The sequence below is a fragment of the Streptomyces sp. NPDC056061 genome (genome assembly GCF_042266885.1).
Classification (GTDB): Bacteria; Actinomycetota; Actinomycetes; order Streptomycetales; family Streptomycetaceae; genus Streptomyces.
In genome coordinates, this window is the sequence record NZ_JBHJWQ010000002.1 from 315,893 (window position 1) to 338,713 (window position 22,821).

Consider the following 22,821-nt stretch of genomic DNA (forward strand, 5'->3'; position numbering starts at 1 on the left):
ACTCCGCCACCACCGGCTCGACCACGGCCTCAACGGCTTCGACAGTCTCGGCAGCCTTCGGCGCACCCGCCGGAGCCGTCGCCTTGCGGACCGCACGACGACGCGGACGCGCCGGCGCGGCCTCCGCCTCCGGGGCGCTCGTGGGCTCGGCGGCGACGACGTCGCCCGCCGCGGCCTCGGTGGCCGGTATGGCCGGGGCGGCGTCCTGCGTCTCGGTCACCGGCGGACCCGCCGGGCGGGACGCGGCGCGCCGCCTGCGGCGCGGCGGCAGCTTGTCGCCGGGGGCGTTGTTCTCTTCGATGTTCCCGGTCGTGCCGGGTTCGTTGGACTGGGGCATGCGGGCGGTTCTCCCGTCAGGCTCCCGGGCGCCGCGTCTGGTTCCGGTCCGGCGCGGTCCGCGTGATGTGCGCGAATCCGCCGTCCGGGGCGCGGGCGCCGCACAGGAGCTCAATGTCTGGCTCACCGGTTCCGTACGTGATGTGCGCACGGCCTGGCGAAAGTCTTATGGGTCCTCGCGCGGTCCGACCCAGGTGGCTCCCGAGTCCCGGGACTGCGCTGCAACGACCGCCTTACGCGGAACCTGTACCTTCCGGCGCCGTCGCGACGGCGGTCCCGGTGGCCGTGGGTGGAACGGCCGGGGCTGCCTCGCGGTCGGGCGCGAGCGGGTCGGTCACCGTGCCGGACCCCTCGTCGAAGAGCCCCTGCGCCAGCCTGGTCACCGCTACCGGGACCGGCGGCGCCAGGTCGGCCACAACGCGGAGACCGGACAGGACGTCGTCAGGTCGCACGGCAGGCGTCACGTGCCGAACAACCAGCCGCAGTATCGCACAGGGCCTGTCGTCGGGCCCATCGGCCCGCGCGTCGAGAGCCCGCAGGTCGACCACGGCGGCCCGGGCATCGAAGGTGCGAACGCCGTTCTTGGCCCGGCGCTGCACCTCGACGCTCTCCGCGCCGTTGAACGCCTCCACGGCCTTGGCCGCCGTCTCGACGGCGACCCCGTCGAGACGCAGTTCCCACACGGAGGCGGTCAGCCGGTCGGCGAGGCCCGAGGTGCGGGCCTCCACGGCATCGACGACGTCGAGGCCGTCCGGCAGCGAGGCGTCGAGCAGTCCGCGCAGAACGGCCGGGTCCCGCGATTCGGTCAGGGCGATCTCCAGGTACTCGGCCTCACTGCCCGTGCCGGTGGGGGCGGCATTGGCGTACGACACCTTCGGGTGCGGGGTGAACCCCGCCGAGTAGGCCATGGGCACCTCGGAGCGGCGCAGTGCCCGCTCGAAGGCGCGCTGGAAGTCGCGGTGACTGGTGAACCGGAGGCGGCCGCGCTTGGTGTAGCGCAGTCGGATGCGCTGCACCGCCGGTGCGGGCGGTGGGCCTTCGGGCTGTCGCTTGCCCAGTGGTTCTTCTCCTCGGTGCGGGGCGGACGCGGTGGCGTGCCGCCCACGAAATGCGGGGTGGCCCGGGGTGTCCGGTCCGGCTCGCCCCCGCTCGGTGTTCTGCTCTCCGGGCGGGGAGATCTCTGGTCGGGCGCCGCGCTGGGCACAGTCGTTGCAGTACCCAGAGTACGCGCACGGGGGCTTCCGGGTTCCCGGGGCTCGGACGCCCCCGCTCCTGCGGGGGCGTCACGGCGGGCGCCGGACGCCGCGGCGGGCGGCTTCGGCCCGCACGGCGCGAACGCCCGGACCGGAGTTCCCGGACCGGGCGTTCGCCATCGAGTCGCCGCCCGGACCGCCCTCGGGGGCCCTCCTCGCGGCCGTCGGCTACTTCACGACCGTCAGCGGCAGCAGCTTCTTGCCGGTCGGGCCGATCTGGATGCTGGTGTCCATCTGCGGACAGACGCCGCAGTCGAAGCACGGCGTCCAGCGGCAGTCCTCGACCTCGGTCTCGTCGAGCGCGTCCTGCCAGTCCTCCCAGAGCCAGTCCTTGTCGAGACCGGAGTCCAGGTGGTCCCAGGGCAGGACCTCCTCGTAGGACCGCTCGCGGGTGGTGTACCAGTCGACGTCCACGCCGTACTCGGGCAGCGTCCGCTCGGCGGCCTTCATCCAGCGGTCGTAGCTGAAGTGCTCGCGCCAGCCGTCGAACCGGCCGCCGGACTCGTAGACCTCGCGGATGACGGAGCCGACCCGGCGGTCGCCGCGCGAGAGCAGGCCCTCGACGATGCCCGGCTTGCCGTCGTGGTAGCGGAAGCCGATGGAGCGGCCGTACTTCTTGTCGCCGCGGATCTTGTCGCGGAGCTTGGCCAGCCGGGCGTCGGTCTCCTCGGCGCTCAGCTGCGGGGCCCACTGGAACGGGGTGTGCGGCTTGGGCACGAAACCGCCGATGGAGACGGTGCAGCGGATGTCGTTCTGCCCGGAGACCTCGCGGCCCTTGGCGATCACGTTGACCGCCATGTCGCCGATCTGGAGGACGTCCTCGTCGGTCTCGGTGGGCAGCCCGCACATGAAGTACAGCTTCACCTGGCGCCAGCCGTTGCCGTACGCGGTGGCGACGGTGCGGATCAGGTCCTCCTCCGAGACCATCTTGTTGATGACCTTGCGCATCCGCTCGGAGCCGCCCTCGGGGGCGAAGGTGAGGCCGGAGCGGCGGCCGTTGCGGGTGAGTTCGTTGGCCAGGTCCACGTTGAACGCGTCGACGCGGGTGGAGGGCAGCGAGAGGCCGATCTTGTCCTCGGTGTACCGGTCGGCGAGGCCCTTGGCGATGTCGCCGATCTCGGTGTGGTCGGCGGAGGAGAGCGAGAGCAGTCCGACCTCCTCGAACCCGGTGGCCTTGAGACCCTTGTCGACCATCTCGCCGATGCCGGTGATGCTTCGCTCCCGCACGGGGCGCGTGATCATGCCGGCCTGGCAGAAACGGCAGCCGCGGGTGCAGCCGCGGAAGATCTCGACGGACATCCGCTCATGGACGGTCTCGGCGAGGGGAACGAGGGGCTGCTTCGGGTACGGCCACTCGTCCAGGTCCATCACGGTGTGCTTGGACACCCGCCACGGCACTCCCGACCGATTGGGCACGACCCGGCCGATGCGCCCGTCCGGGAGGTACTCGACGTCGTAGAAGCCCGGGACGTAGACGCCACCCGTCCTCGCGAGGCGCAGCAGCAGTTCCTCGCGTCCGCCGGGGCGGCCCTCGGCCTTCCAGGCGCGGACGATGTCGGTGATCTCCAGGACCGCCTGCTCGCCGTCGCCGATGACCGCGCAGTCGATGAACTCGGCGATCGGTTCGGGGTTGAACGCGGCGTGGCCGCCGGCCAGCACGACCGGGTCGTCGACGGTGCGGTCCTTCGCGTTCAGCGGGATGCCGGCGAGGTCCAGGGCGGTGAGCATGTTCGTGTAGCCGAGCTCGGTGGAGAAGCTCAGCCCGAAGACGTCGAACGCCTTGACCGGGCGGTGGCTGTCCACGGTGAACTGCGGGACCTCGTGCTCGCGCATGAGTTCCTCCAGGTCCGGCCACACGCTGTAGGTGCGCTCGGCGAGGACGCCCTCGCGCTCGTTGAGCACCTCGTAGAGGATCATGACGCCCTGGTTGGGGAGTCCGACCTCGTACGCGTCCGGGTACATCAGAGCCCAGCGGACGTCGCATTCGTCCCACGGCTTGACGGTGGAGTTCAGTTCACCGCCGACGTACTGGATGGGCTTCTGCACATGCGGGAGCAGAGCTTCGAGCTGTGGGAAGACCGAATCGACAGACATCGCGCACTTTCGAGAGCGGGCAGGGGTGACCATCCAGCGTACCGCGACGCTCAGCCTTCCCATGCCCGTCGCAGCTTGGGCCGGGAGGCCCGCCGCCACACCTCCGGCAGTCGCCGCTCCCGCGCGGCGGCGGTCGCCTCCTCGCGCCCGTGGAGCAGTCCCCAGGTGAAGGAGGTCTCCCCCGCGGCGTGCGCCCGGACGGCGAGGTCGCGCAGGGCGTCGCGGGCCACCACGCTGTCCTGGTGGTCGCCGAGGAGGGTCTGCAACTCCTTCATCCGCCCGGCGAACCGTTCGGCCGGCTTCCCCAGCGCGGGGCGGGCCGCCTCCGCCGCGTACCTGGCGCGTTTGGCGGCCTTGCGGACGTCGTGCAGGGCGAGGTCGCGGTCGTGGCCGGGCGGGAGGTCCCGGGCACGGTCGACGCGGGCCGCGAGGCGCGCGTACTCCTTGAGCACGGCGCGGGGCAGCGCCCGCCCGGGGGCGCCGGACGCGGCGGGCAGCAGCGGCGGCTCGGCGAGCAGGGCGTCGAGGCGGTCCAGCAGGGCCAGGTACCGCTCGCCGTCGAGCGCGGCGAGGACGCGGGCGCCGGAACCCCTGCGGCGGGCCGTCGACCAGATCCGGAGCCGGGCGCGGACCGGCCCGAGGGCCAGGGTGCGGGGCAGGTCGTCCAGTGCCGCGCGCAGCCGGGCGTCGAGCACCTCCTGGTCGCGGCCGGCGCCGAGCTCCGCGGCGAGCCATTTCAGCTCGTCGCCGACCGGGTCGGTGACGTTCCGGTCGAGGATCTTCCGGTACGTCCGCAGGGCGCTGCGGAGTCTGCGGGTGGCCACCCGCATCCGGTGCACGGAGTCGGGGAGGTCGCGGCGGACGGCGGGGTCGAGGGCGACGATCGCCTCGGTCTGGGCGCGGAGGTACGCGAGGACGTGGTCGCCCGCGTCGGCCGGTGCGGCCGGTCCCGGTGCGCCGCCCGCCCGTGCGTTCGGGGGGAGACGGTCGGGGTCGGTCGCGGCGAGTGCCCGGGCGAGTCCGGAGGGCGCGGTGGACGGGTGGGCTCCGGCCCGGCGCAGCCGTCGTCCGACGAGGTCGAGGAGGGCGGGGTCGCCGTCGTCGGCGAGTACGGCCTCGATCGTGGTCCAGGCGGCCGTGGTCCCGCCGCCGTCCGGCCGTTCGGCCCGCACGGTGTCGACGGACACTTCGGCGAGCAGGGTGCCGTCGGCGCCGTTCAGGTGGTGGACGTCGCGGGTGCCGAGCAGCCGGACGACGGGGACGAGTGCGCCGTCGCGGACCCGGGAGCGGAGCAGGCGGGCGAGGGAGCGGGGCAGGGTGTCGGAGGGCGGTGCGCGCAGGTCGTCGCGGGTGTCCGGGGCGACCGTGAACGTGAGGTGCCAGCCTGCGTCGGGCCCGCCCGTACGCTGGCACAGGGCGAGCGAACCGGCCGTGAGCCGCAGGTCCTCGGTGTCGTAGTGGACGGCGTCCAGTGCGATGGCGCCCCGGTGGACGACGGACGCCACCCCGGCCACCCGGGTCAGATCGGGCAGCCGGGCGGCCCCGGTGGTTTCGTACGTGCGTGCGATCTCGCGCTTCGAGTCCGCCATGAGTCGAATCTAGTGCGGTGACCGGCCGGGTGCGACAGTCCTTCCCCGCTCCGGGGGCTTCCCCGGCTCAGGCACTCATCGGCCGCTGCACCCGGATCGACTGGAGCAGCCCGACGGCGACCCAGACGGCGAACATCGACGAGCCCCCGTACGACACGAACGGCAGCGGCAGCCCGGCGACCGGCATGATGCCGAGCGTCATCCCGATGTTCTCGAACGCCTGGAAGGCGAACCAGGCGATGATCCCGGCGGCGACGACGGTGCCGTACAGCTCCGTCGTCTCGCGGGCGATCCGGCAGGCGCGCCACAGGACGACGCCGAGCAGGACGAGGATCAGCCCGGCCCCGAGGAAGCCGAGTTCCTCGCCCGCGACGGTGAAGACGAAGTCGGTCTGCTGCTCGGGGACGAACTGACCGGTGGTCTGGGTGCCCTGGAAGAGGCCCGTTCCGGTGAGGCCGCCGGAGCCGATCGCGATGCGGGCCTGGTTGGTGTTGTAGCCGACGCCCGCCGGGTCGAGCGCCGGGTTGGCGAAGGCGGCGAAGCGGGCGATCTGGTAGTCGTCGAGCAGGCCGAGCTGCCAGACCGCGACCGCGCCGGCCACGCCCGTGCCGAGCAGGCCGAAGATCCAGCGGTTGGAGGCGCCGGAGGCGAGGAGCACGCCGAGGACGATGACGGCCATGACCATCACGGAACCGAGGTCCGGCATTCCCATGACGACGGCCATCGGGACGGCGGCCAGGCCGAGGGCCTTGGCGACGGTCCGGTGGTCGGGGTGGAGCTGGTCGCCCGCGTCGACGCGTTCGGCGAGGAGCATCGCCATGATCAGGATGATGGTGATCTTGGTGAACTCGGACGGCTGGATGGAGAAGCCGCCGCCGATGATGATCCAGGCGTGCGCGCCGTTGACGGTGGCGCCGAGCGGGGTGAGGACGGCCAGTACGAACAGCACCGAGATGCCGTAGAGGATCGGGACGGCGCCGCGCAGGGTGCGGTGTCCGAGCCAGAGGGTGCCGACCATCAGGGCGAGGCCGATGCCGGTGTTGAGGGCGTGCCGGAAGAGGAAGTAGTACGGGTCGCCGTGGGTGAGCGAGTCCCGGCCCCGGGTCGCCGAGTACACCAGCAGCGAGCCGATGAACGAGAGGGCGAGCGCGGAGCCGAGCAGCGGCCAGTCGAGGCGGCGGACGACGGAGTCGCGGGCGACGAGCTTGCCCCAGGCGGAGCGTTCGGGGGCGTAGCGCGAGACGGAGAAGCCGGCCATCAGTCGCGCCTCCCCAGGACCGCGGCGAGGGTCTGGTTCTCCGGCGTCTTCTGCGAGGCCGGGTTGTAGGGCTTGATCTCCGGGGCGTCGATGGAGCCGTCCTGCTGGATCTTCGGCAGGGACTTCTGCGGGGCGGGCAGCAGTGCCTTCTTCAGGTCCTGCTTGCCGGAGTCGTCGAGGCCGTAGATGGCGTCGTAGATGTTGCGCACGGCGGGGCCGGACGCGCCGGAGCCGGTGCCGCCCTGGGAGATCGTCATGACGATCGAGTAGTCCTTGGTGTACGTGGCGAACCAGGAGGTCGTCTGCTTGCCGTAGACCTCCGCGGTACCCGTCTTGGCGTGCATCGGGATCTTGTCCTGCGGCCAGCCGCCGAACCGCCAGGCGGCCGAACCGCGGGTGGCGACCCCCGCGAGGGCTTCGTCGATCTGGTTGCGCGTCTTGCGCGTGAAGGGCAGCTTGCCGTGCGACGTGGGCTTGATCTCCTGGACGGTCTTGCCGTCGCCGCTGACGATCGCCTTGCCGACGGCGGGGTCGTAGAGGGTGCCGCCGTTGGAGATGGCGGCGTAGATGGTGGCCATCTGGATCGGGGTGACGAGGGTGTCGCCCTGGCCGATCGAGTAGTTGACGGAGTCACCGGCGCGCATCTTGCCGCCTTCGAGGCAGTTCTCGTACGCGATCTTCTCGACGTACGAGCCGTCCTTCTTGCCCTGCTTGCACCAGGCGTCCTTGTTCGCCTCGTAGAAGTCCTTCTTCCACTTGCGGTCGGGGACACGGCCGCTGACCTCGTTGGGGAGGTCGATGCCGGTCTCCTTGCCGAGGCCGAACTGGTGGGCGGTCTTGTAGAACCAGTCCTTGGGGTCCTTCTTCGGCTTGTTGCCGCCGTCCTTCTGCCACTCCTTGTGCGCGATGCCGTAGTAGACGGTGTCGCAGGAGACTTCGAGGGCGCGGCCGATGGTGATGTCGCCGTAGCCCTGGGACTCGAAGTTCTTGAAGGTCTGCCCGCCGACGTTGTACGAGCTGGGGCAGGGGTAGTGGCCGTCGAAGGGGTATCCGGCGTTGACCGCGGCGGTCGAGGAGATGACCTTGAAGATCGAGCCGGGGGCGGCCTGGGCCTGGATGGCCCGGTTCAGCAGCGGGAAGTTGGACTTGGGGCCGGTGAGCTTGGCGTAGTCCTTGACCGAGATGCCGCCGACCCAGGCGTTGGGGTCGTAGTTGGGCAGCGAGGCCATCGCCACGACGCGCCCGGTCTTGGCCTCCATGACGACGACGGCGCCGGAGTCGGCCTTGTAGTTCTGGTTGGTGTTCTTGTCGAAGGTCTTGCGGACCTCCTTCATCGCGTTGTCGAGCTCGTACTCGGCGACGGCCTGGACCCGGGCGTCGATGGAGGTGACGACGCTGGAGCCGGCCTCGGCCTTGTCGTTCTTCGCCTCGCCGATGACCCGGCCGAGGTTGTCGACCTCGTAGCGGGTGACCCCGGCCTTGCCGCGCAGTTCCTTGTCGTAGGTGCGCTCCAGGCCGGAACGGCCGACCTGGTCGGAGCGCAGGTACGGCGATTCGGTGTCCTGGGCCTTGGTGATTTCCTCGTCGGTGACCGGCGAGAGGTAGCCGAGGACCTGGGCGGTGTTGGCCTTGCCGGGGGCGGGGTAGCGGCGCACGGCGGTGGGTTCGGCGGTGATGCCGGGGAAGTCCTCGGCACGTTCGCGGATCGTGAGGGCCTGCTGGGTGGTGGCCTCGTCGGTGACCGGGATCGGCTGGTAGGGCGAACCGTTCCAGCAGGGCTGGGGGGTCTTCGCGTCGCAGAGCCGGACCTTGTCGATGACCTCCTGGGGCTTCATGCCGAGGACACCGGCGAGCCGGGTGAGGACGTCCTTGCCGTGGTCGTCCGTCTTCATCAGCTCGGTGCGGCTGGCGGAGACCACCAGACGGGTCTCGTTGTCGGCGAGCGGCACGCCGCGCGCGTCGAGGATGGAGCCGCGGACGGCGGGCTGGACGACCTGCTGGACGTGGTTGTTCTTCGCCTCGTCGCTGTACTCCTGGCCGTTGCGGATCTGGAGGTACCAGAGCCGCCCGCCGAGGGTGAACAGCAGGGAGAACACCAGGACCTGGATGACGACGAGCCGGACCTGGACCCTGGGGGTCCGGCCGGTCTCGGGGATGTTGCTCACGGGGTGCCCCCGGTGGTGGTCGGGCCGGAGTCGTGGGAGGGGCCGGGGGTGTCCGCCGGGTGCCGGTGCCTCACAGTCGCCTTACCCCCTTGATGCGTCCGGCGCGAGCCGCCCGGCCGCGGGACGCCTTGACGCGCAGTCCGCCGCGCTGGCCGCCGATCCGCAGGCCGGTGCCGGAGGCGAGCCAGCCTGACGTCACGTCGCCGCCGCCGGACGCGTCGGCGACCGGATCGTTCACCGTGCGCCGGGCGATCGCCATGACCAGCGGCACGACGAACGGGGCGAGCAGCAGGTCGTAGAGGGTGGCGGTGAACAGCAGGCTGCCCAGGCCGACGTGACGGGCCGCCGTGTCCCCGACGAGCGCGCCGACGACGGCGTACAGCAGGGTCGAGCCGATCGCGGCGCCGGCCACCCCGGCCAACGGCACGAACGCGGACCTGATCCGGCCGCTCTCCGGCTTGAGCAGTCCGGCGAGGTAGCCGATGACGCAGAGGACCAGGGCGTAGCGCCCGGCGGCGTGGTCGGCGGGCGGTACCAGGTCGGCGAGCAGCCCGGCGCCGAAGCCGATGAGGGCACCGCTGACGTGCCCGTACACGAAGGCGAGAGCGAGGACGACGAGGAGCAGCAGGTCCGGCACGGCACCGGGGAGTTGGAGGCGGGCGAGCACCGAGACCTGGACGACGAGGGCGGCCACGACCAGGACGACGGAGAGCAGAATCCGGTTCAGACGCATGGGGATCAGCTCTACCTCTGCTCGTTGACCGCGGTGCCGGTGCCGACACTGCCGCCGGGGCTCGGGCCGCCGCTCGGGTCGGGGCTCTCGTGGATGTTCCCGACGACGTTGCCGTCGGTGTCGACGATGTCGCCGTTGGGCGAGATGGTCACGGTGACGGTCGGGGTGGGCTTGGGCTTGGCGGGCTTGGCCGGGGCCTTGGGCAGGACCATGTCGCGGGGGTCCTCGCGCGGGGCCTGGACGACGATGCCGACGATGTCGAGCTTGGTGAACCCGACGTACGGGTTGACGTAGACCGTACGGGTGAGGCCGCCGCCGGACGGGTCGACGCGGACGACCTCGCCGACCGGGACGCCCGGCACGAACGGCTTGCCCTTGCTGGAGCCGAAGGTGACCAGGCGGTCGCCCTTCTTCACCTTTGCCTTGCCGTTGAGGAACTGGACGGAGAGCGGCCGGGAGCCCTGGCCGGTGGCGAAGCCGAGTTCGTCGGTCTTCTCCATGCGGGTGCCGACGGTGAAGTCGGGGTCGTTGGCGAGGAGCACCGTGGCGGTGGAGGGGCCGACGGTGGTGACCCGGCCGACGAGTCCGTCGCCGTTGATGACGGTCATGTCGCGCTCGATGCCGTCCCGCGAGCCGGCGTCGATGGTGATGGTCCAGGAGAAGCCCTGGGCCGCTCCTATGGCGACGACCTCGGCGGCCTTGATGCCGTACTGTCCGGTGGCCGACTTCTTGAGCATCTTGTCGAGCTCGCGGACCCGGTTGCGGTTCTGGTCGTCGCTGCCGAGCTTCGTCTTGAGCGCGGCGTTCTGCCGTTCCAGTTCGGCGATGCGATTGTGCCGGGTGCCGGAGTCGCGGACCGCTCCTATGGCGTTGCCCACCGGGTCGACGGCGGCCGCGACGCCGTTCTCGACCGGCCCGAAGGCCGCGGCGGCGGCCCGCCTGGCGCCGTCCACCGGTGATGCCTCGCCGCCCCGGATGTCCACCGTGATCAGTGCGAATGCGATGGCGATCAGCAGCACCAGGAGCAGCCGGCTCTCTCGTGTGTCCCTCACGTGCGGCGGCCGTGCCTTCCTCGTCGGAATATTCGTGCCTGTATGTCGACGCCCGCTGTGCGGACCGGCAGGGGTCCGCACAGCGGACCGCTGTGTCGTCCGCCCGTGCGCGGGCGGGTCGTGCCGTACTACCTGCGGGGCTGGGCGTCCAGCACCTGCTGGAGCGCCTCGAACTCCTCGACGCACTTGCCGGATCCGAGCGCCACCGAGTCCAGCGGGTCCTCGGCGATGTGGATGGGCATGCCGGTCTCCCGGCGCAGCCGCTCGTCCAGCCCGCGCAGCAGCGCGCCGCCGCCGGTGAGGACGATGCCGCGGTCCATGACGTCGCCGGAGAGCTCCGGCGGGCACTTGTCGAGCGTGGTCTTCACCGCGTCGACGATCGCGTTGACCGGCTCCTCGATGGCCTTGCGGACCTCGGCGGCCGAGATGACCACGGTCTTGGGCAGTCCGGAGACCAGGTCGCGGCCGCGGATCTCGGTGTGCTCGTCCTGGTCCAGATCGTCGGCCGAACCGATGGTGATCTTGATCTGTTCGGCGGAACGCTCGCCGAGGAGGAGCGAGTACTCCTTCTTGATGTGCTGGATGATCGCGTTGTCCAGTTCGTCGCCGGCGACCCGGATCGACTGGGCGGTGACGATTCCGCCGAGCGAGATGACGGCGACCTCGGTGGTGCCGCCGCCGATGTCGACGACCATGTTGCCGGTGGCCTCGTGGACCGGCAGCCCGGAACCGATGGCCGCCGCCATGGGCTCCTCGATGATGTGCACCTGCCGGGCACCGGCCTGCGTCGACGCCTCGATGACGGCGCGGCGCTCGACCCCGGTGATGCCGGAGGGCACGCAGACCACGACCCGCGGGCGGGCCAGGTAGCGGCGCTTGTGGATCTTCAGGATGAAGTAACGGAGCATCCGCTCGGTGATCTCGAAGTCGGCGATCACGCCGTCCTTCAGCGGGCGCACGGCGACGATGTTGCCGGGGGTGCGTCCGATCATCTTCTTGGCCTCGGAGCCGACCGCGAGGATGCCACCGGTGTTGGTGTTGATGGCCACGACGGACGGCTCGTTGAGAACGATGCCGCGCCCCCTGACGTACACCAGCGTGTTGGCAGTCCCGAGGTCGATAGCCATGTCACGACCGATGAACGACATTGATTTCCCCTTGTTCCCCATGAGGATGCGTCGGGCCTTCCGGAATAGCGACGATGGCTTGTTCTGGTCGGCGAGATGGGCGCTGTGGGCGTGGAAGATTCCATCGTAGTGCCGTCTGCACGGACACCGCGCGAGGGTCCTTCGCCATTGTGGGCGGAACGGGTGGCTGTTCCACTCATGGTGACGTTACGTCGAAGCGATCCGTTCCCGCGACCCGGTCCACTATGCCGAAGGGCGACCGAATTAATTCGGTCGCCCCAGGTCATGAGCGCTGTTCGGCTGATCAGCGGTCAGGAAACTCTCGGCCGCAGGTCAGAAAAGCCCCGGAAAGAAAAGCTTCAGTTCCCGCTCCGCGGACTCCTCCGAGTCCGAGGCGTGGATGAGGTTCTCCCGGGTGATCGTGCCGAAGTCGCCCCGGATGGAGCCGGGCGCGGCGGCGATCGGGTCGGTGGGGCCGGTCAGCGTACGGACGCCCTCGATGACCCGCTCGCCCTCGGCGACCAGTGCCACGACCGGGCCGGACAGCATGAACTCGACGAGCGGCTCGTAGAACGGGCGCCCGACGTGCTCGGCGTAGTGCTGCTCCAGGGTTGCACGGTCGAGGGTGCGGAGCTCCAGCGCGGTGATCTGCCAGCCGGCCTTGCGCTCGATCCGCCCGACGATCTCGCCGACCAGTCCGCGCCGGACGGCGTCGGGCTTGAGCAGAACGAGGGTGCGCTGGGTCATGGTGTGCGGCTCCTTGCGGGCATGCGGGTGCGGTTCTGCGAGGCTACAGGGATACGGAAACGGGTCCGCGGCCGGGTTTGGCCAAAGGTTACCGGGATCAGCCGCCCGCCGGGGCCTCGGCCGCCTCCTGCGCGGCCGCCCAGCGGGCCTTCGCCTCGTCGATCTTGCGGCCGTAGTGCACCGAGGCCCACCACAGCCCGCCGAAGACCACGCCGAGGACGAACATCATCGGAACGACGAAACCGCTGGCCACCAGGGCGATCTGAAGCACCCAGCCGAGCTGCACACCGCCGGGACGGGTGATCATTCCGCAGAGCAGCACGGAGAGCAGCATGCCGATGCCGCACACCGTCCACACCGTGGCGGTCGTCAGATCGTCGGACTTCATGGCGACGAGGCCGGCGAATCCGATCACGAAGAATTCACCGAGCAGTGTCGACGCACAGAGCATGCGCATGGGTCAGCGCCTTCCCAGGAGCAGCCGGGCCTCGCCGACCGTGATCACCGAACCGGTCACCAGAACCCCGGCGCCCGCGTACTCGTCCTCCTCCTCGGCGAGGGTGATCGCCGCCTCCAGCGCGTCGTCGAGCCGCGGCTCGACCTGGACGCGGTCGTCGCCGAAGACCTCGACGGCCACGGCGGCCAGGGCGTCGGCGTCCATCGCGCGGGCGGTGGAGTTCTGGGTGACGACGACCTCGGCGAAGATCGGCTCGAAGGCTTCGAGGAGTCCCCTGACGTCCTTGTCGCCGCTGGCTCCGACCACCCCGATGAGCCGGGAGAAGCCGAACGCCTCGGAGATCCCCTCGGCCGTGGCACGGGCACCGGCCGGGTTGTGCGCGGCGTCCAGGATGACCGTCGGGCTGGAACGGACCACTTCCAGGCGCCCCGGCGAGACCACCGAGGCGAACGCCTGCCGGACCGTGTCGACGTCGAGCGGACCGGGGCGCTCGGCACCGACGCCGAAGAACGCCTCCACCGCGCAGAGCGCCACCACCGCGTTGTGCGCCTGATGGGCGCCGTACAGCGGGAGGAAGATCTCCTCGTACTCGCCGCCGAGGCCGCGCAGCGTCAGCAGCTGTCCGCCGACGGCGATCTCGCGCGAGACGACACCGAACTCCATGCCCTCGCGGGCGACCGTGGCGTCCACCTCGACGGCCTTCTTCAGCATCACCTGCGCGGCGTCGACCGGCTGCTGCGCGAGGACGACCGTCGCGTCCTGCTTGATGACCCCGGCCTTCTCCCCGGCGATCTCGGCGGGCGTGGAGCCCAGCCGGTCGGTGTGGTCCAGCGAGATGGGGGTGATCACGGCGACCGGGGCGTCGATGACGTTCGTCGCGTCCCAGCTGCCACCCATGCCGACCTCGACGACGGCGACGTCGACCGGCGCGTCGGCGAACGCCGCGTACGCCATGGCCGTCAGCACCTCGAAGAAGGAGAGCCGGTAGGGCTGGCCACTGTCGACCATCTCCACGTACGGCTGGATGTCCCGGTACGTCTCGATGAACCGCTCGGGGTCCATCGGGGCGCCGTCCAGGCTGATCCGCTCGGTGATCGACTGGACGTGCGGCGAGGTGTAGCGGCCGGTACGCAGGTCGAAGGCACCGAGCAGGGCCTCGATCATGCGGGCCGTGCTCGTCTTGCCGTTGGTCCCGGTGATGTGGATCGAGGGGTAGGCGCGCTGCGGATCGCCGAGCACGTCCATCAGGGCGGCGATGCGCGTGACGGAGGGCTCCAGCTTGGTCTCGCCCCAGCGTCCGGCGAGTTCCTGCTCGACCTCGCGCAGCGCCTTGTCCACTTCGGGGTCGGCGGGGCGGGCGGGGACGTCCTGGCCCTGTGCCGGTCCCGAGCGGGTGCGCAGCGTGCGGCTCCCGGCCTCGATCACCGCCAGGTCGGGGTCGCGCTGGGTCGCCTCGTCGACGATCTCCGCGAAGGAGTCGTCGGAATCGGAGGCGTCGTGCCGGTCGGAAGGGCGGGGCTCACTCACGGGGCCAGTCTACGGATGGGCGCCGACATCGTGCGCGGCGCCCGGCGGCGTTCCGGGCCCGCTCCCGGTGGCGACGCCGTGCCGTCGGCCGGGTGCGGCGGACGAGCGCCCGGTGCACGGCGGAACGCGCCGCGGCGGCGCATGGTGGGGAGTGCGCCCGCATCCGCTGATCCCGATCGCCGTACCGGACGGCTCCCATCCGGCGCTCACCGAGTTCTGCGCCGTGCCGGGGTTCGAGACGCTGATCGTCCACACCGGCGAGAGCGCGCTGCGCGGTGGGAGCGGGCCGGGTGGCCCGTCGGGCCCCATCGAAGCAGACCCGGGAGAGCAGTCCCCGTGCCCGCCTCACTCGCCCTCGCCCTGGTCCCGTACCCCTTGTCCTCCTGCTGGGCCTCCTGCTCCACTGGGCCGGGGCCCGCCGGTCGTACACGCGCCGCTCCCCCGTCGAGCCGGGCGACGTCTCCTGGTTCGACGGGCACTTCTTCGTGCCGTGCCGCGACGAGGAGGCGGTCGTCGGCACCACCGTCACCCGGCTGCGCACCGACTTCCCGGCCTCGCACGTCTGGGTGATCGACGACGACAGAGACGACCGCACGGGGGCGATCGTCACCGAACTGGCCGCGGACGACCCCCGCGTGCACCTGGTGGCCCGCCGCCGCCCGAACGCCGGGACCGGGAAGGGCGCGGCGTCAACGCCGCGTACGACCGCCTCGGGGCGTTCCTTCCGGAGGGCACCGACCGTTCCCGCGTGATCGTCTGTTCGCGGTGTCCAACGCCGGGATGCAGCTGTTGCGCAACCGCACCGGCTCCACCGGCCACGGCGGCAACGGTCAGTGCACCCGGCTCGCCGCGCTGGACCGGATCGCGGTGGCCGAACGCCGCCCCTGGCTGGAGGGCGCGCTCCTGGAGGACCACGAACTCGGCCTGCGCATGCTGCTGGCCGGCGACCGCACCACACACGTCGCCGGCACCTGGGGCTCCCAGGAGGGCCTGCCCAGCGCCCGCCGGCTGCTGACCCGGCGCACCCGCTGGGCCCGGGGCTACCTCCAGTGCGTGCGGTACGCGCCCCGGATCGTCCCGTCCCGGCACATCGGCGGTCGCGGCGTGCTGGAGACGCTGTACACCTTCCTGCAGCCGCCGGCCCATCTGCTGACCCCGGCGCCGACCGTGGTCCTGCTCGGTTCCCTCGCCGTCGCGGCGGCCACCGGCCAGGACACCGGCGACGAACTCCGCGGGCTCCTGGACCACCGGCCGCTGGTGCTGGTCCTGGCGTCCGTGTCCGTCCTGCCGTTCGTCCTGTGGGGTCCGCTCTGCCGCCGGGACCACGCGCCCGACGCGTCGATGGTGAAGTCGCTGCTGTGGGGCGTGGCGCTGTGGCTGTACGCGTACCACCTGTTCGTCGTCTCGGCGCGGGCGTTCGTGCGCATGCTGCGTGGCCGGAACGGCTGGGCGAAGACCCGCCGCAACACGGAGCCGCCGACCGCGGGCCCGGTCGCGCCGGAGTCCTGACGGCGCGGACGGCGGCTCCCGCGCCCCTGAAAGGGTGAAGCCCCCGTACTCCCGGCATCGGGAGTACGGGGGCTTCGCCGTCGGCGGGCGCTCAGCCCTGCGGCAGCTTCGCCAGCTGGGCGGTGATCCGCTCGATGTCGGACTCGGCCTTGGCGAGCCGGCCTCGGATCTTGTCGACCACGTTGTCCGGGGCCTTGGCGAGGAATGCCTCGTTGCCGAGCTTGCCGTTGGCCTGCGCCTTCTCCTTCTCGGCGGCGCCGAGGTCCTTCGTCAGGCGCTTGCGCTCGGCCTCGACGTCGATGGTGCCGGACAGGTCGAGGGCGACGGTGGCCCCGGCGACCGGCAGCGACGCGGTGGCGTGGAAGCCGTCCCCGGCGGGCTGGAGGCGCAGCACCTGGCGGATGGCCGCCTCGTGCGGGGCGAGCGCCGTACCGGCGAGGGTGAGCTGGGCCGGGACCTTCTGGCCGGGCTGGAGGCCCTGGTCCGAGCGGAACCGGCGGACCTCGGTGACGACCTGCTGGACCAGCTCGATCTCCCGCTCGGCCGCTTCGTCCCGGAAGCCGCCCGGGGCGTCGGCACCGGGAACGCGCACGGCCTTCGGCCAGTCGGCGACGACGACGGACTCCTTGCCGGTGAGCGTGGTCCAGAGCGTCTCGGTGACGAACGGGACCACGGGGTGCAGCAGCCGCAGCATCACGTCGAGGACCTCACCGAGGACCCTGCCGGAGACCTTCGCCTGCTCGCCGCCCGCGAAGAACGTCGTCTTGGACAGCTCGACGTACCAGTCGAAGACCTCGTCCCACGCGAAGTGGTAGAGCGCCTCGCTGAGCTTGGCGAACTGGAAGTCGTCGTAGAACGCGTCGACTTCGGCGACGGTCTTGTCGAGGCGCGACAGGATCCACCGGTCGGTCACCGACAGCTGCTCGACGGGCGGCAGTTCGCCCTCGACCGTGGCGCCGTTCATCAGCGCGAAGCGCGTGGCGTTCCAGATCTTGTTGGCGAAGTTGCGGGAGCCCTGGACCCAGTCCTCGCCGATCGGGACGTCGACCCCGGGGTTGGCGCCGCGCGCCAGGGTGAAGCGCAGGGCGTCGGAGCCGTACTTGTCCATCCAGTCCAGCGGGTTCACGACGTTGCCGAAGGACTTCGACATCTTCTTGCCGAACTCGTCGCGGACCATGCCGTGCAGCACGACGGTGTGGAAGGGCGGGACGCCGTCGTTGACGTACAGCCCGAACATCATCATCCGGGCGACCCAGAAGAAGAGGATGTCGTAGCCGGTGACCAGGACGGAGTTCGGGTAGAACTTCGCGAGGCTGTCGGTCTTCTCGGGCCAGCCGAGCGTGGAGAACGGCCACAGGCCGGAGGAGAACCAGGTGTCCAGGACGTCGCTGTCCTGCGTCCAGCCCTCGCCGGTGGGGACCTCGTCATCGGGTCCGACGCAGACGACCTCGCCGTTCGGGCCGTACCAGACGGGGATGCGGTGGCCCCACCAGAGCTGGCGCGAGATGCACCAGTCGTGGAGGTTGTCGACCCAGTCGAAGTAGCGCTTCTCCATCTCCTGCGGGTGGATCTTGACCTTGCCGTCGCGGACGGCGTCGCCGGCCGCCTCGGCGAGCGGGCCGACCTTGACCCACCACTGGAGCGACAGGCGCGGCTCGACGGTGGTCTTGCAGCGCGAGCAGTGGCCGACGGAGTGGACGTACGGCCGCTTCTCGGCGACGATCCGGCCCTCGGCGCGCAGCGCGGCGACGATCGCCGACCGGGCCTCCAGGCGGTCCAGGCCCTCGAAGGGGCCGGGGACGGTGATGACCGCGCGCTCGTCCATGACCGTGAGGAACGGCAGGTCGTGGCGCTTGCCGATCTCGAAGTCGTTCGGGTCGTGGGCGGGCGTGACCTTCACGGCGCCGGTGCCGAACTCCGGGTCGACGTGGTGGTCGGCGACGACGGGAATGGTGCGGTCGGTGAGCGGCAGCTTGATCCGCTTGCCGATCAGGTGCGTGTAGCGCTCGTCGTCGGGGTGGACGGCGACGGCGGTGTCACCGAGCATCGTCTCGGCGCGGGTGGTGGCGACGACGATGGTGTCGTCCCCCTCCCCGTAGGTCATCGAGACGAGCTCGCCGTCGTCGTCCTGGTACTCGACCTCGATGTCCGAGATCGCGGTGAGACAGCGGGGACACCAGTTGATGATGCGTTCGGCGCGGTAGATCAGCCCGTCGTCGTACATCTTCTTGAAGACGGTCTGGACGGCGGTGGACAGGCCCTCGTCCATGGTGAAGCGCTCGCGGGACCAGGCGACGCCCTCGCCGAGCCGACGCATCTGGCCGGAGATCTGGCCGCCGGACTCGTTCTTCCACTTCCAGACGCGCTCGACGAACGCCTCGCGGCCCAGGTCGTGGCGGGACTTGCCCTCCTTGCCGAGCTCACGCTCGACGACGTTCTGGGTGGCGATGCCGGCATGGTCCATGCCGGGCTGGTACAGCGCCTCGAAGCCCTGCATGCGCTTGCGGCGGACGAGGGCGTCGATCAGCGTGTGCTCGAAGGCATGCCCGAGGTGCAGGCTGCCGGTGACGTTCGGCGGCGGGATGACGATGGAGTACGGCGGCTTCTCACTGTGCTCGTCGGCCTCGAAGTAACCCCGTTCTACCCAGCGCTCATACAGCTTCCCCTCTACCTCGGCCGGTGCGTACTGGGTCGGCAGTTCGGGGTTGCTGGCTGGCGTCTGCTGAGTGTTCTCGGTCACGGGGGACAGTTTACGGCCGTCGCAGTCGTGTGCCGAAACAGGTTTGTTCCGTAACGGTGTGCCTCCCGGTGGACCATCCGCGCACGCGTTCGGTCAGGATGTTCGGAAAAGATAAACACGTCGATGAGCACCTCCGAACAGGGGACACCGCACATGAGCCACAACCAGCCCGGACCGTACGGCGGCCAGCCGCCCCAGGGCCAGCCCGGCCCCTACGGCCAGCAGCCCGGGCCCTACGGCGCCCCGCCGCCCCAGCCGCAGGGCCAGCCCGGCCCGTACGGTCAGCCCCAGCAGCCGAACCCGTACGGCCAGCCGCCGCAGGGCCAGCCCGGCTACGGCTACCCGCAGCAGCCCCCGCAGGGAGTCCCCCCGCAGGGCCAGCCCGGCCCGTACGGTCAGCCCCAGCAGCCGAACCCCTACGGCCAGCAGCCGCCCGCACCCCCGTACGGCGGTCAGCCCCCGTACGGCGGCATGCCGCCGGCCCCGGAGCAGCCGAAGAAGAAGACCGGCCTGATCATCGGCGGCGTGATCGTCGCCCTGGCGGTCATCGGCGGCGGCATCTACTTCCTGACGTCGGGCGGCGGCGCGAGCAACAGCGATGTCGCGGACTCCACCAAGGGGTACAAGCTGACGCCCGCGGCGTCGGTGGACGACTACAAGAAGGGCAACAGCTCACTGGCCAAGCCCGGTCCGGTGACCGGTGAGCAGAAGACCCAGTTCGACGGGCTCGGCTTCAAGAACGCCCAGCAGGTCGGCGCCCAATACACCTCGGGCTCCGAGCAGAACCAGCTCTCCGTGAAGAGCCTGACGTTCCAGGGCTTCTGGGGCGATGTCAGCGACCCCGCCAAGATCATCGACAGCTCGTTCACGAACACCGAGCAGAACATGAAGAAGAGCAACGATGGCGTGGAGTACTCCCTCGTCGACAGCCCCAAGCAGGTGACGCCGCCCGGGTTCGAGGGTGCGCTGATGAAGTGCCAGGACCTGAAGATCGCCAACAGCAAGGGCGACGGCACCGCGGAAGGAGCGGGGCCCAAGGAGTTCACCGCCCCCGTCTGCATCTGGGCCGACTACAGCACGGTCGGCGTGGTCATGGGTGTCGACGTGGCGCAGTCCATGGCGGGCAAGGGCATGTCCCAGGACGACGTGGCCGCCCTGACCGCCAAGCTCTACAAGACCTCCCGCACCAAGATCTGACCGCAACAGAACCACGCGAGGGGCGCCCGGCGATCCATCCGCCGGGCGCCCCTCGCGTCGTCGCTCCCGCCCTCAGGCGGACTTCTCGTGCCTGCCGCCGTCGTTCTTGCCGATCGTGCGCGGCTCGCGCGGGACCAGCGTCGGGTTCACGTTGTCGCGGACGACGTCCGCAGTGATGACGACGCGGGCGACGTCCTTGCGGGACGGCACCTCGTACATCACGGACTGGAGGACCTCCTCCATGATGGCCCGCAGGCCACGCGCCCCGGTGCCGCGCAGGATCGCCTGGTCGGCGATGGCCTCCAGGGCCGGGCGGTCGAAGTCCAGCTCCACACCGTCGAGTTCGAAAAGACGCTGGTACTGCTTCACCAGCGCGTTGCGCGGCTCGACGAGGATCTGGAGGAGCGCCTCGCGGTCCAGGTTGTGGACCGAGGTGAGGACGGGCAGCCGGCCGATGAACTCCGGGATCATCCCGAACTTCACCAGGTCCTCCGGCATGACCTCCTGGAACTGGTCGCTCGCCTCGATCTCCCGCTTGGAGCGGATGGTCGCGCCGAAGCCGATGCCCTTGGCGCCCGCGCGCGCCTCGATGATCCGCTCCAGACCGGAGAACGCGCCGCCGACGATGAACAGCACGTTCGTCGTGTCGATCTGGATGAACTCCTGGTGCGGGTGCTTCCGGCCGCCCTGCGGCGGGACGGAGGCGGTGGTGCCCTCCAGGATCTTCAGCAGGGCCTGCTGGACGCCCTCGCCGGAGACGTCACGGGTGATCGACGGGTTCTCGCTCTTGCGGGCGACCTTGTCGATCTCGTCGATGTAGATGATCCCGGTCTCGGCCTTCTTGACGTCGTAGTCCGCGGCCTGGATCAGCTTCAGCAGAATGTTCTCGACGTCCTCGCCGACATAGCCGGCCTCCGTCAGCGCCGTCGCGTCGGCGATGGCGAACGGGACGTTGAGCATGCGGGCCAGGGTCTGCGCGAGCAGCGTCTTGCCGGAGCCGGTGGGGCCCAGCAGCAGGATGTTGGACTTGGCGAGCTCGATGGCGTCGTCCCGGCCCTGCGCGCCGCCGTTCTCACCCGCCTGGACCCGCTTGTAGTGGTTGTACACAGCGACCGAGAGGGCCTTCTTCGCGGGCTCCTGCCCGACGACGTACCCCTCCAGGAACTCGTAGATCTCGCGCGGTTTGGGGAGTTCCTCCCACCGGACCTCGGAGGTCTCCGCGAGCTCCTCCTCGATGATCTCGTTGCAGAGATCGATGCACTCGTCGCAGATGTACACACCGGGTCCCGCGATGAGCTTCTTCACCTGCTTCTGGCTCTTTCCACAGAACGAGCACTTGAGCAGGTCGCCGCCATCACCGATGCGTGCCACGAGGTGCTTCCCCTTCGCCTGGGAGCAGCTTGGTTCAGCGGCTCCTGGTGCCTCTATCCGACGGTACCTTGCCTTGGCCCCCGTTCGGGCCCCCCTTGGCAGGGTTCACACGGCCGGAACCGTGCGAACGCCTCGCGCCAAGGGGTGAAGGCCGACGTCAGGCGGCCGCTCCGGCCGCGCTCTTGCGAGTCGACACGATCTGGTCGACGAGACCGTAGGCGAGGGCTTCCTCGGCGGTCAGGATCTTGTCGCGCTCGATGTCGTCGCGGACCTTCTCCAGCGGGGTGGTGGAGTGCTTGGCCAGCAGCTCCTCCAGCTGGGTGCGCATCCGCAGGATCTCGTTGGCCGCGATCTCCAGGTCGGAGAGCTGCTCACGGCCGGTCTGGGAGGACGGCTGGTGGATCAGCACGCGGGCGTTGGGCAGCGCCATCCGCTTGCCGGGCGTGCCGGCGGCGAGCAGCACGGCCGCGGCCGAGGCGGCCTGTCCCATGCAGACGGTCTGGATGTCCGGCTTCACGAACTGCATCGTGTCGTAGATCGCGGTGAGCGCGGTGAACGAGCCGCCGGGGCTGTTGATGTAGATCGAGATGTCGCGGTCCGGGTCCATCGACTCCAGGCACAGCAGCTGCGCCATGACGTCGTTCGCCGAGGCGTCGTCGATCTGGACGCCGAGGAAGATGACGCGCTCCTCGAAGAGCTTCGCGTACGGGTCGTACTCGCGCACACCCTGCGAGGTGCGCTCCACGAAGCGCGGCACGATGTAGCGGTTGTCCACCTGCGGGCCCGTGTAGAGGCCGCTCGCGGAGGCGCCGGGGAAGTTGTTCATGTGGGTGTTCACCATCCTGGTGGCGTTCTGTGGCTGGGTGTCTCGGCGTACGAGAGGTGCGCGGGGCGAGGAGCCGGATCCGGTGGGTGCCGGATCAGGCGCCGGTGCCGCCGCCGCCCGGAACGCCCGATGCGATCGAGATGATCTCGTCGATGAGGCCGTACTCCTTGGCCTCCTCCGCGGTGTACCAGCGGTCGCGGTCGCCGTCGCGGATGATCGTCTCGACCGTCTGCCCGGAGTGGCGGGCGGTGATCTCCGCCATCCGCTGCTTGGTGCGCAGCAGGTACTGGGCCTGGATCTTGATGTCCGAGGCCGTACCGCCGATGCCGGCCGAACCCTGGTGCATGAGGATGTCGGTGTTGGGGAGCGCGAAGCGCTTGCCCGCGGTACCGCCGGTCAGCAGGAACTGGCCCATCGAGGCCGCCATGCCCATACCGATGGTGACCACGTCGTTCGGGATGTACTGCATGGTGTCGTAGACCGCCATACCGGCCGTCACCGAGCCGCCGGGGCTGTTGATGTAGAGGTAGATGTCCTTGTCCGGCTCGGCGGCGAGAAGAAGCAGCTGCGCCGTGATCTTGTTGGCGATCTCGTCGTCGACCTGCTGACCGAGGAAGATGATGCGTTCGCCGAGCAGTCGGCTGTAGACCTGGTCACCGAGGCCTCCACCGAGGGACGGCTCACCGGCGGCGTAGGGCATCAGATTCGTCACGTATCCACCTGCTCGTCTCTGACGGCTCCGGCCGTCTCAGCGTCTTCGTACCGGGTGGGCGGGGACTCCCCTGCCCTTCCTATTCATGGACCCTAACGCGCAGGTGGGACAACGCCATCCCGCTTCCC

General features: G+C 70.4%; 19 protein-coding genes. 3 read left to right on the top strand and 16 right to left on the bottom strand.

Annotated features, from left to right (window positions below):
• The 12 genes from ACFC79_RS05455 to ACFC79_RS05510 all read right to left on the bottom strand — a co-directional run.
• Positions 1–337, bottom strand: a 337-nt coding sequence (locus tag ACFC79_RS05455) for a hypothetical protein (protein WP_376235503.1), incomplete at its 3' end; no start/stop codon positions are given.
• 232 nt (positions 338–569) lie between these two features.
• Entirely contained in the window at positions 570–1,352 is a 783-nt protein-coding gene (locus ACFC79_RS05460) for a TIGR03936 family radical SAM-associated protein (protein WP_376235505.1), read from the bottom strand.
• Positions 1,353–1,757: 405 nt separating this feature from the next.
• A complete protein-coding gene (locus ACFC79_RS05465; RefSeq protein WP_376235507.1) occupies positions 1,758–3,683 on the bottom strand; it encodes a TIGR03960 family B12-binding radical SAM protein in 1,926 nt (641 codons plus the stop codon).
• A gap of 50 nt (positions 3,684–3,733) precedes the next feature.
• Complete coding sequence (locus ACFC79_RS05470) at positions 3,734–5,272, bottom strand: CHAD domain-containing protein (protein ID WP_376235509.1); 1,539 nt, start codon at positions 5,270–5,272, stop codon at positions 3,734–3,736.
• A gap of 67 nt (positions 5,273–5,339) precedes the next feature.
• Entirely contained in the window at positions 5,340–6,530 is a 1,191-nt protein-coding gene (gene rodA, locus ACFC79_RS05475) for a rod shape-determining protein RodA (RefSeq protein WP_376235511.1), read from the bottom strand.
• Positions 6,530–8,695 carry a penicillin-binding protein 2 gene (mrdA, locus tag ACFC79_RS05480; RefSeq protein ID WP_376235514.1) on the bottom strand — a complete coding sequence of 722 codons (2,166 nt, stop codon included), beginning with the start codon at positions 8,693–8,695 and terminating at the stop codon, positions 6,530–6,532. The genes rodA and mrdA overlap by 1 nt, the downstream gene beginning before the upstream one ends.
• A gap of 70 nt (positions 8,696–8,765) precedes the next feature.
• Positions 8,766–9,428 (bottom strand): rod shape-determining protein MreD, encoded by a 663-nt coding sequence (gene mreD / locus ACFC79_RS05485; protein WP_376235517.1) that lies wholly within the window; start codon positions 9,426–9,428, stop codon positions 8,766–8,768.
• Positions 9,429–9,439: 11 nt separating this feature from the next.
• Positions 9,440–10,480, bottom strand: coding sequence for a rod shape-determining protein MreC (gene mreC / locus ACFC79_RS05490; protein ID WP_376235520.1), 1,041 nt, complete (start codon positions 10,478–10,480; stop codon positions 9,440–9,442).
• A gap of 128 nt (positions 10,481–10,608) precedes the next feature.
• Complete coding sequence (locus ACFC79_RS05495) at positions 10,609–11,628, bottom strand: rod shape-determining protein (protein WP_376235522.1); 1,020 nt, start codon at positions 11,626–11,628, stop codon at positions 10,609–10,611.
• A 312-nt stretch (positions 11,629–11,940) separates the two neighbouring features.
• Positions 11,941–12,354: a nucleoside-diphosphate kinase gene (ndk, locus tag ACFC79_RS05500; RefSeq protein WP_376235525.1), complete on the bottom strand. Its 414-nt coding sequence runs from the start codon at positions 12,352–12,354 to the stop codon at positions 11,941–11,943.
• A 97-nt stretch (positions 12,355–12,451) separates the two neighbouring features.
• A complete protein-coding gene (locus ACFC79_RS05505; RefSeq protein WP_376235527.1) occupies positions 12,452–12,811 on the bottom strand; it encodes a DUF4233 domain-containing protein in 360 nt (119 codons plus the stop codon).
• A gap of 3 nt (positions 12,812–12,814) precedes the next feature.
• Entirely contained in the window at positions 12,815–14,338 is a 1,524-nt protein-coding gene (locus ACFC79_RS05510; protein WP_376235530.1) for a bifunctional folylpolyglutamate synthase/dihydrofolate synthase, read from the bottom strand.
• Between the two features lie 290 nt (positions 14,339–14,628).
• Between ACFC79_RS05510 and ACFC79_RS05515 the strand changes: the two genes are divergently transcribed.
• Both ACFC79_RS05515 and ACFC79_RS05520 read left to right on the top strand, forming a co-directional pair.
• Positions 14,629–15,090 (top strand): glycosyltransferase, encoded by a 462-nt coding sequence (locus tag ACFC79_RS05515; RefSeq protein ID WP_376235533.1) that lies wholly within the window; start codon positions 14,629–14,631, stop codon positions 15,088–15,090.
• A gap of 28 nt (positions 15,091–15,118) precedes the next feature.
• Positions 15,119–15,847 (top strand): glycosyltransferase family 2 protein, encoded by a 729-nt coding sequence (locus ACFC79_RS05520; RefSeq protein ID WP_376235535.1) that lies wholly within the window; start codon positions 15,119–15,121, stop codon positions 15,845–15,847.
• 91 nt (positions 15,848–15,938) lie between these two features.
• Here ACFC79_RS05520 and ACFC79_RS05525 read toward each other — a convergent pair whose 3' ends face one another.
• The gene (locus ACFC79_RS05525; protein ID WP_376235538.1) at positions 15,939–18,587 is read right to left on the bottom strand and encodes a valine--tRNA ligase; all 2,649 of its coding nucleotides are present in this window, start codon (positions 18,585–18,587) and stop codon (positions 15,939–15,941) included.
• A gap of 153 nt (positions 18,588–18,740) precedes the next feature.
• On the opposite strand from ACFC79_RS05525, the gene ACFC79_RS05530 reads away from it, so the two are divergent.
• On the top strand, positions 18,741–19,784 hold the full coding sequence (locus ACFC79_RS05530) for a hypothetical protein (protein WP_376235828.1): 1,044 nt from the start codon (positions 18,741–18,743) through the stop codon (positions 19,782–19,784).
• A 72-nt stretch (positions 19,785–19,856) separates the two neighbouring features.
• Here ACFC79_RS05530 and clpX read toward each other — a convergent pair whose 3' ends face one another.
• The 3 genes from clpX to ACFC79_RS05545 form a co-directional block, all read right to left on the bottom strand.
• Complete coding sequence (gene clpX, locus ACFC79_RS05535) at positions 19,857–21,155, bottom strand: ATP-dependent Clp protease ATP-binding subunit ClpX (protein WP_376235541.1); 1,299 nt, start codon at positions 21,153–21,155, stop codon at positions 19,857–19,859.
• Positions 21,156–21,312: 157 nt separating this feature from the next.
• The gene (locus ACFC79_RS05540) at positions 21,313–21,996 is read right to left on the bottom strand and encodes an ATP-dependent Clp protease proteolytic subunit (protein WP_376235543.1); all 684 of its coding nucleotides are present in this window, start codon (positions 21,994–21,996) and stop codon (positions 21,313–21,315) included.
• A gap of 79 nt (positions 21,997–22,075) precedes the next feature.
• Complete coding sequence (locus ACFC79_RS05545) at positions 22,076–22,681, bottom strand: ATP-dependent Clp protease proteolytic subunit (protein WP_376235830.1); 606 nt, start codon at positions 22,679–22,681, stop codon at positions 22,076–22,078.
• Between the last annotated feature and the right edge of the window lie 140 nt (positions 22,682–22,821).

Excerpts from the sequence above, each read along its gene's own strand:
- ACFC79_RS05465 (WP_376235507.1), bottom strand. The coding sequence starts at position 3,683 with ATGTCTGTCGATTCGGTCTTCCCACAGCTCGAAGCTCTGCTCCCGCAT.
- ACFC79_RS05470 (WP_376235509.1), bottom strand. The coding sequence starts at position 5,272 with ATGGCGGACTCGAAGCGCGAGATCGCACGCACGTACGAAACCACCGGG.
- ACFC79_RS05530 (WP_376235828.1), top strand. The coding sequence starts at position 18,741 with ATGAGCCACAACCAGCCCGGACCGTACGGCGGCCAGCCGCCCCAGGGC.
- ndk (WP_376235525.1), bottom strand. The coding sequence starts at position 12,354 with ATGACCCAGCGCACCCTCGTTCTGCTCAAGCCCGACGCCGTCCGGCGC.
- ACFC79_RS05540 (WP_376235543.1), bottom strand. The coding sequence starts at position 21,996 with ATGGTGAACACCCACATGAACAACTTCCCCGGCGCCTCCGCGAGCGGC.
- rodA (WP_376235511.1), bottom strand. The coding sequence starts at position 6,530 with ATGGCCGGCTTCTCCGTCTCGCGCTACGCCCCCGAACGCTCCGCCTGG.
- ACFC79_RS05495 (WP_376235522.1), bottom strand. The coding sequence starts at position 11,628 with ATGTCGTTCATCGGTCGTGACATGGCTATCGACCTCGGGACTGCCAAC.
- ACFC79_RS05505 (WP_376235527.1), bottom strand. The coding sequence starts at position 12,811 with ATGCGCATGCTCTGTGCGTCGACACTGCTCGGTGAATTCTTCGTGATC.
- ACFC79_RS05520 (WP_376235535.1), top strand. The coding sequence starts at position 15,119 with ATGCAGCTGTTGCGCAACCGCACCGGCTCCACCGGCCACGGCGGCAAC.
- ACFC79_RS05545 (WP_376235830.1), bottom strand. The coding sequence starts at position 22,681 with ATGCCCTACGCCGCCGGTGAGCCGTCCCTCGGTGGAGGCCTCGGTGAC.
- mreD (WP_376235517.1), bottom strand. The coding sequence starts at position 9,428 with ATGCGTCTGAACCGGATTCTGCTCTCCGTCGTCCTGGTCGTGGCCGCC.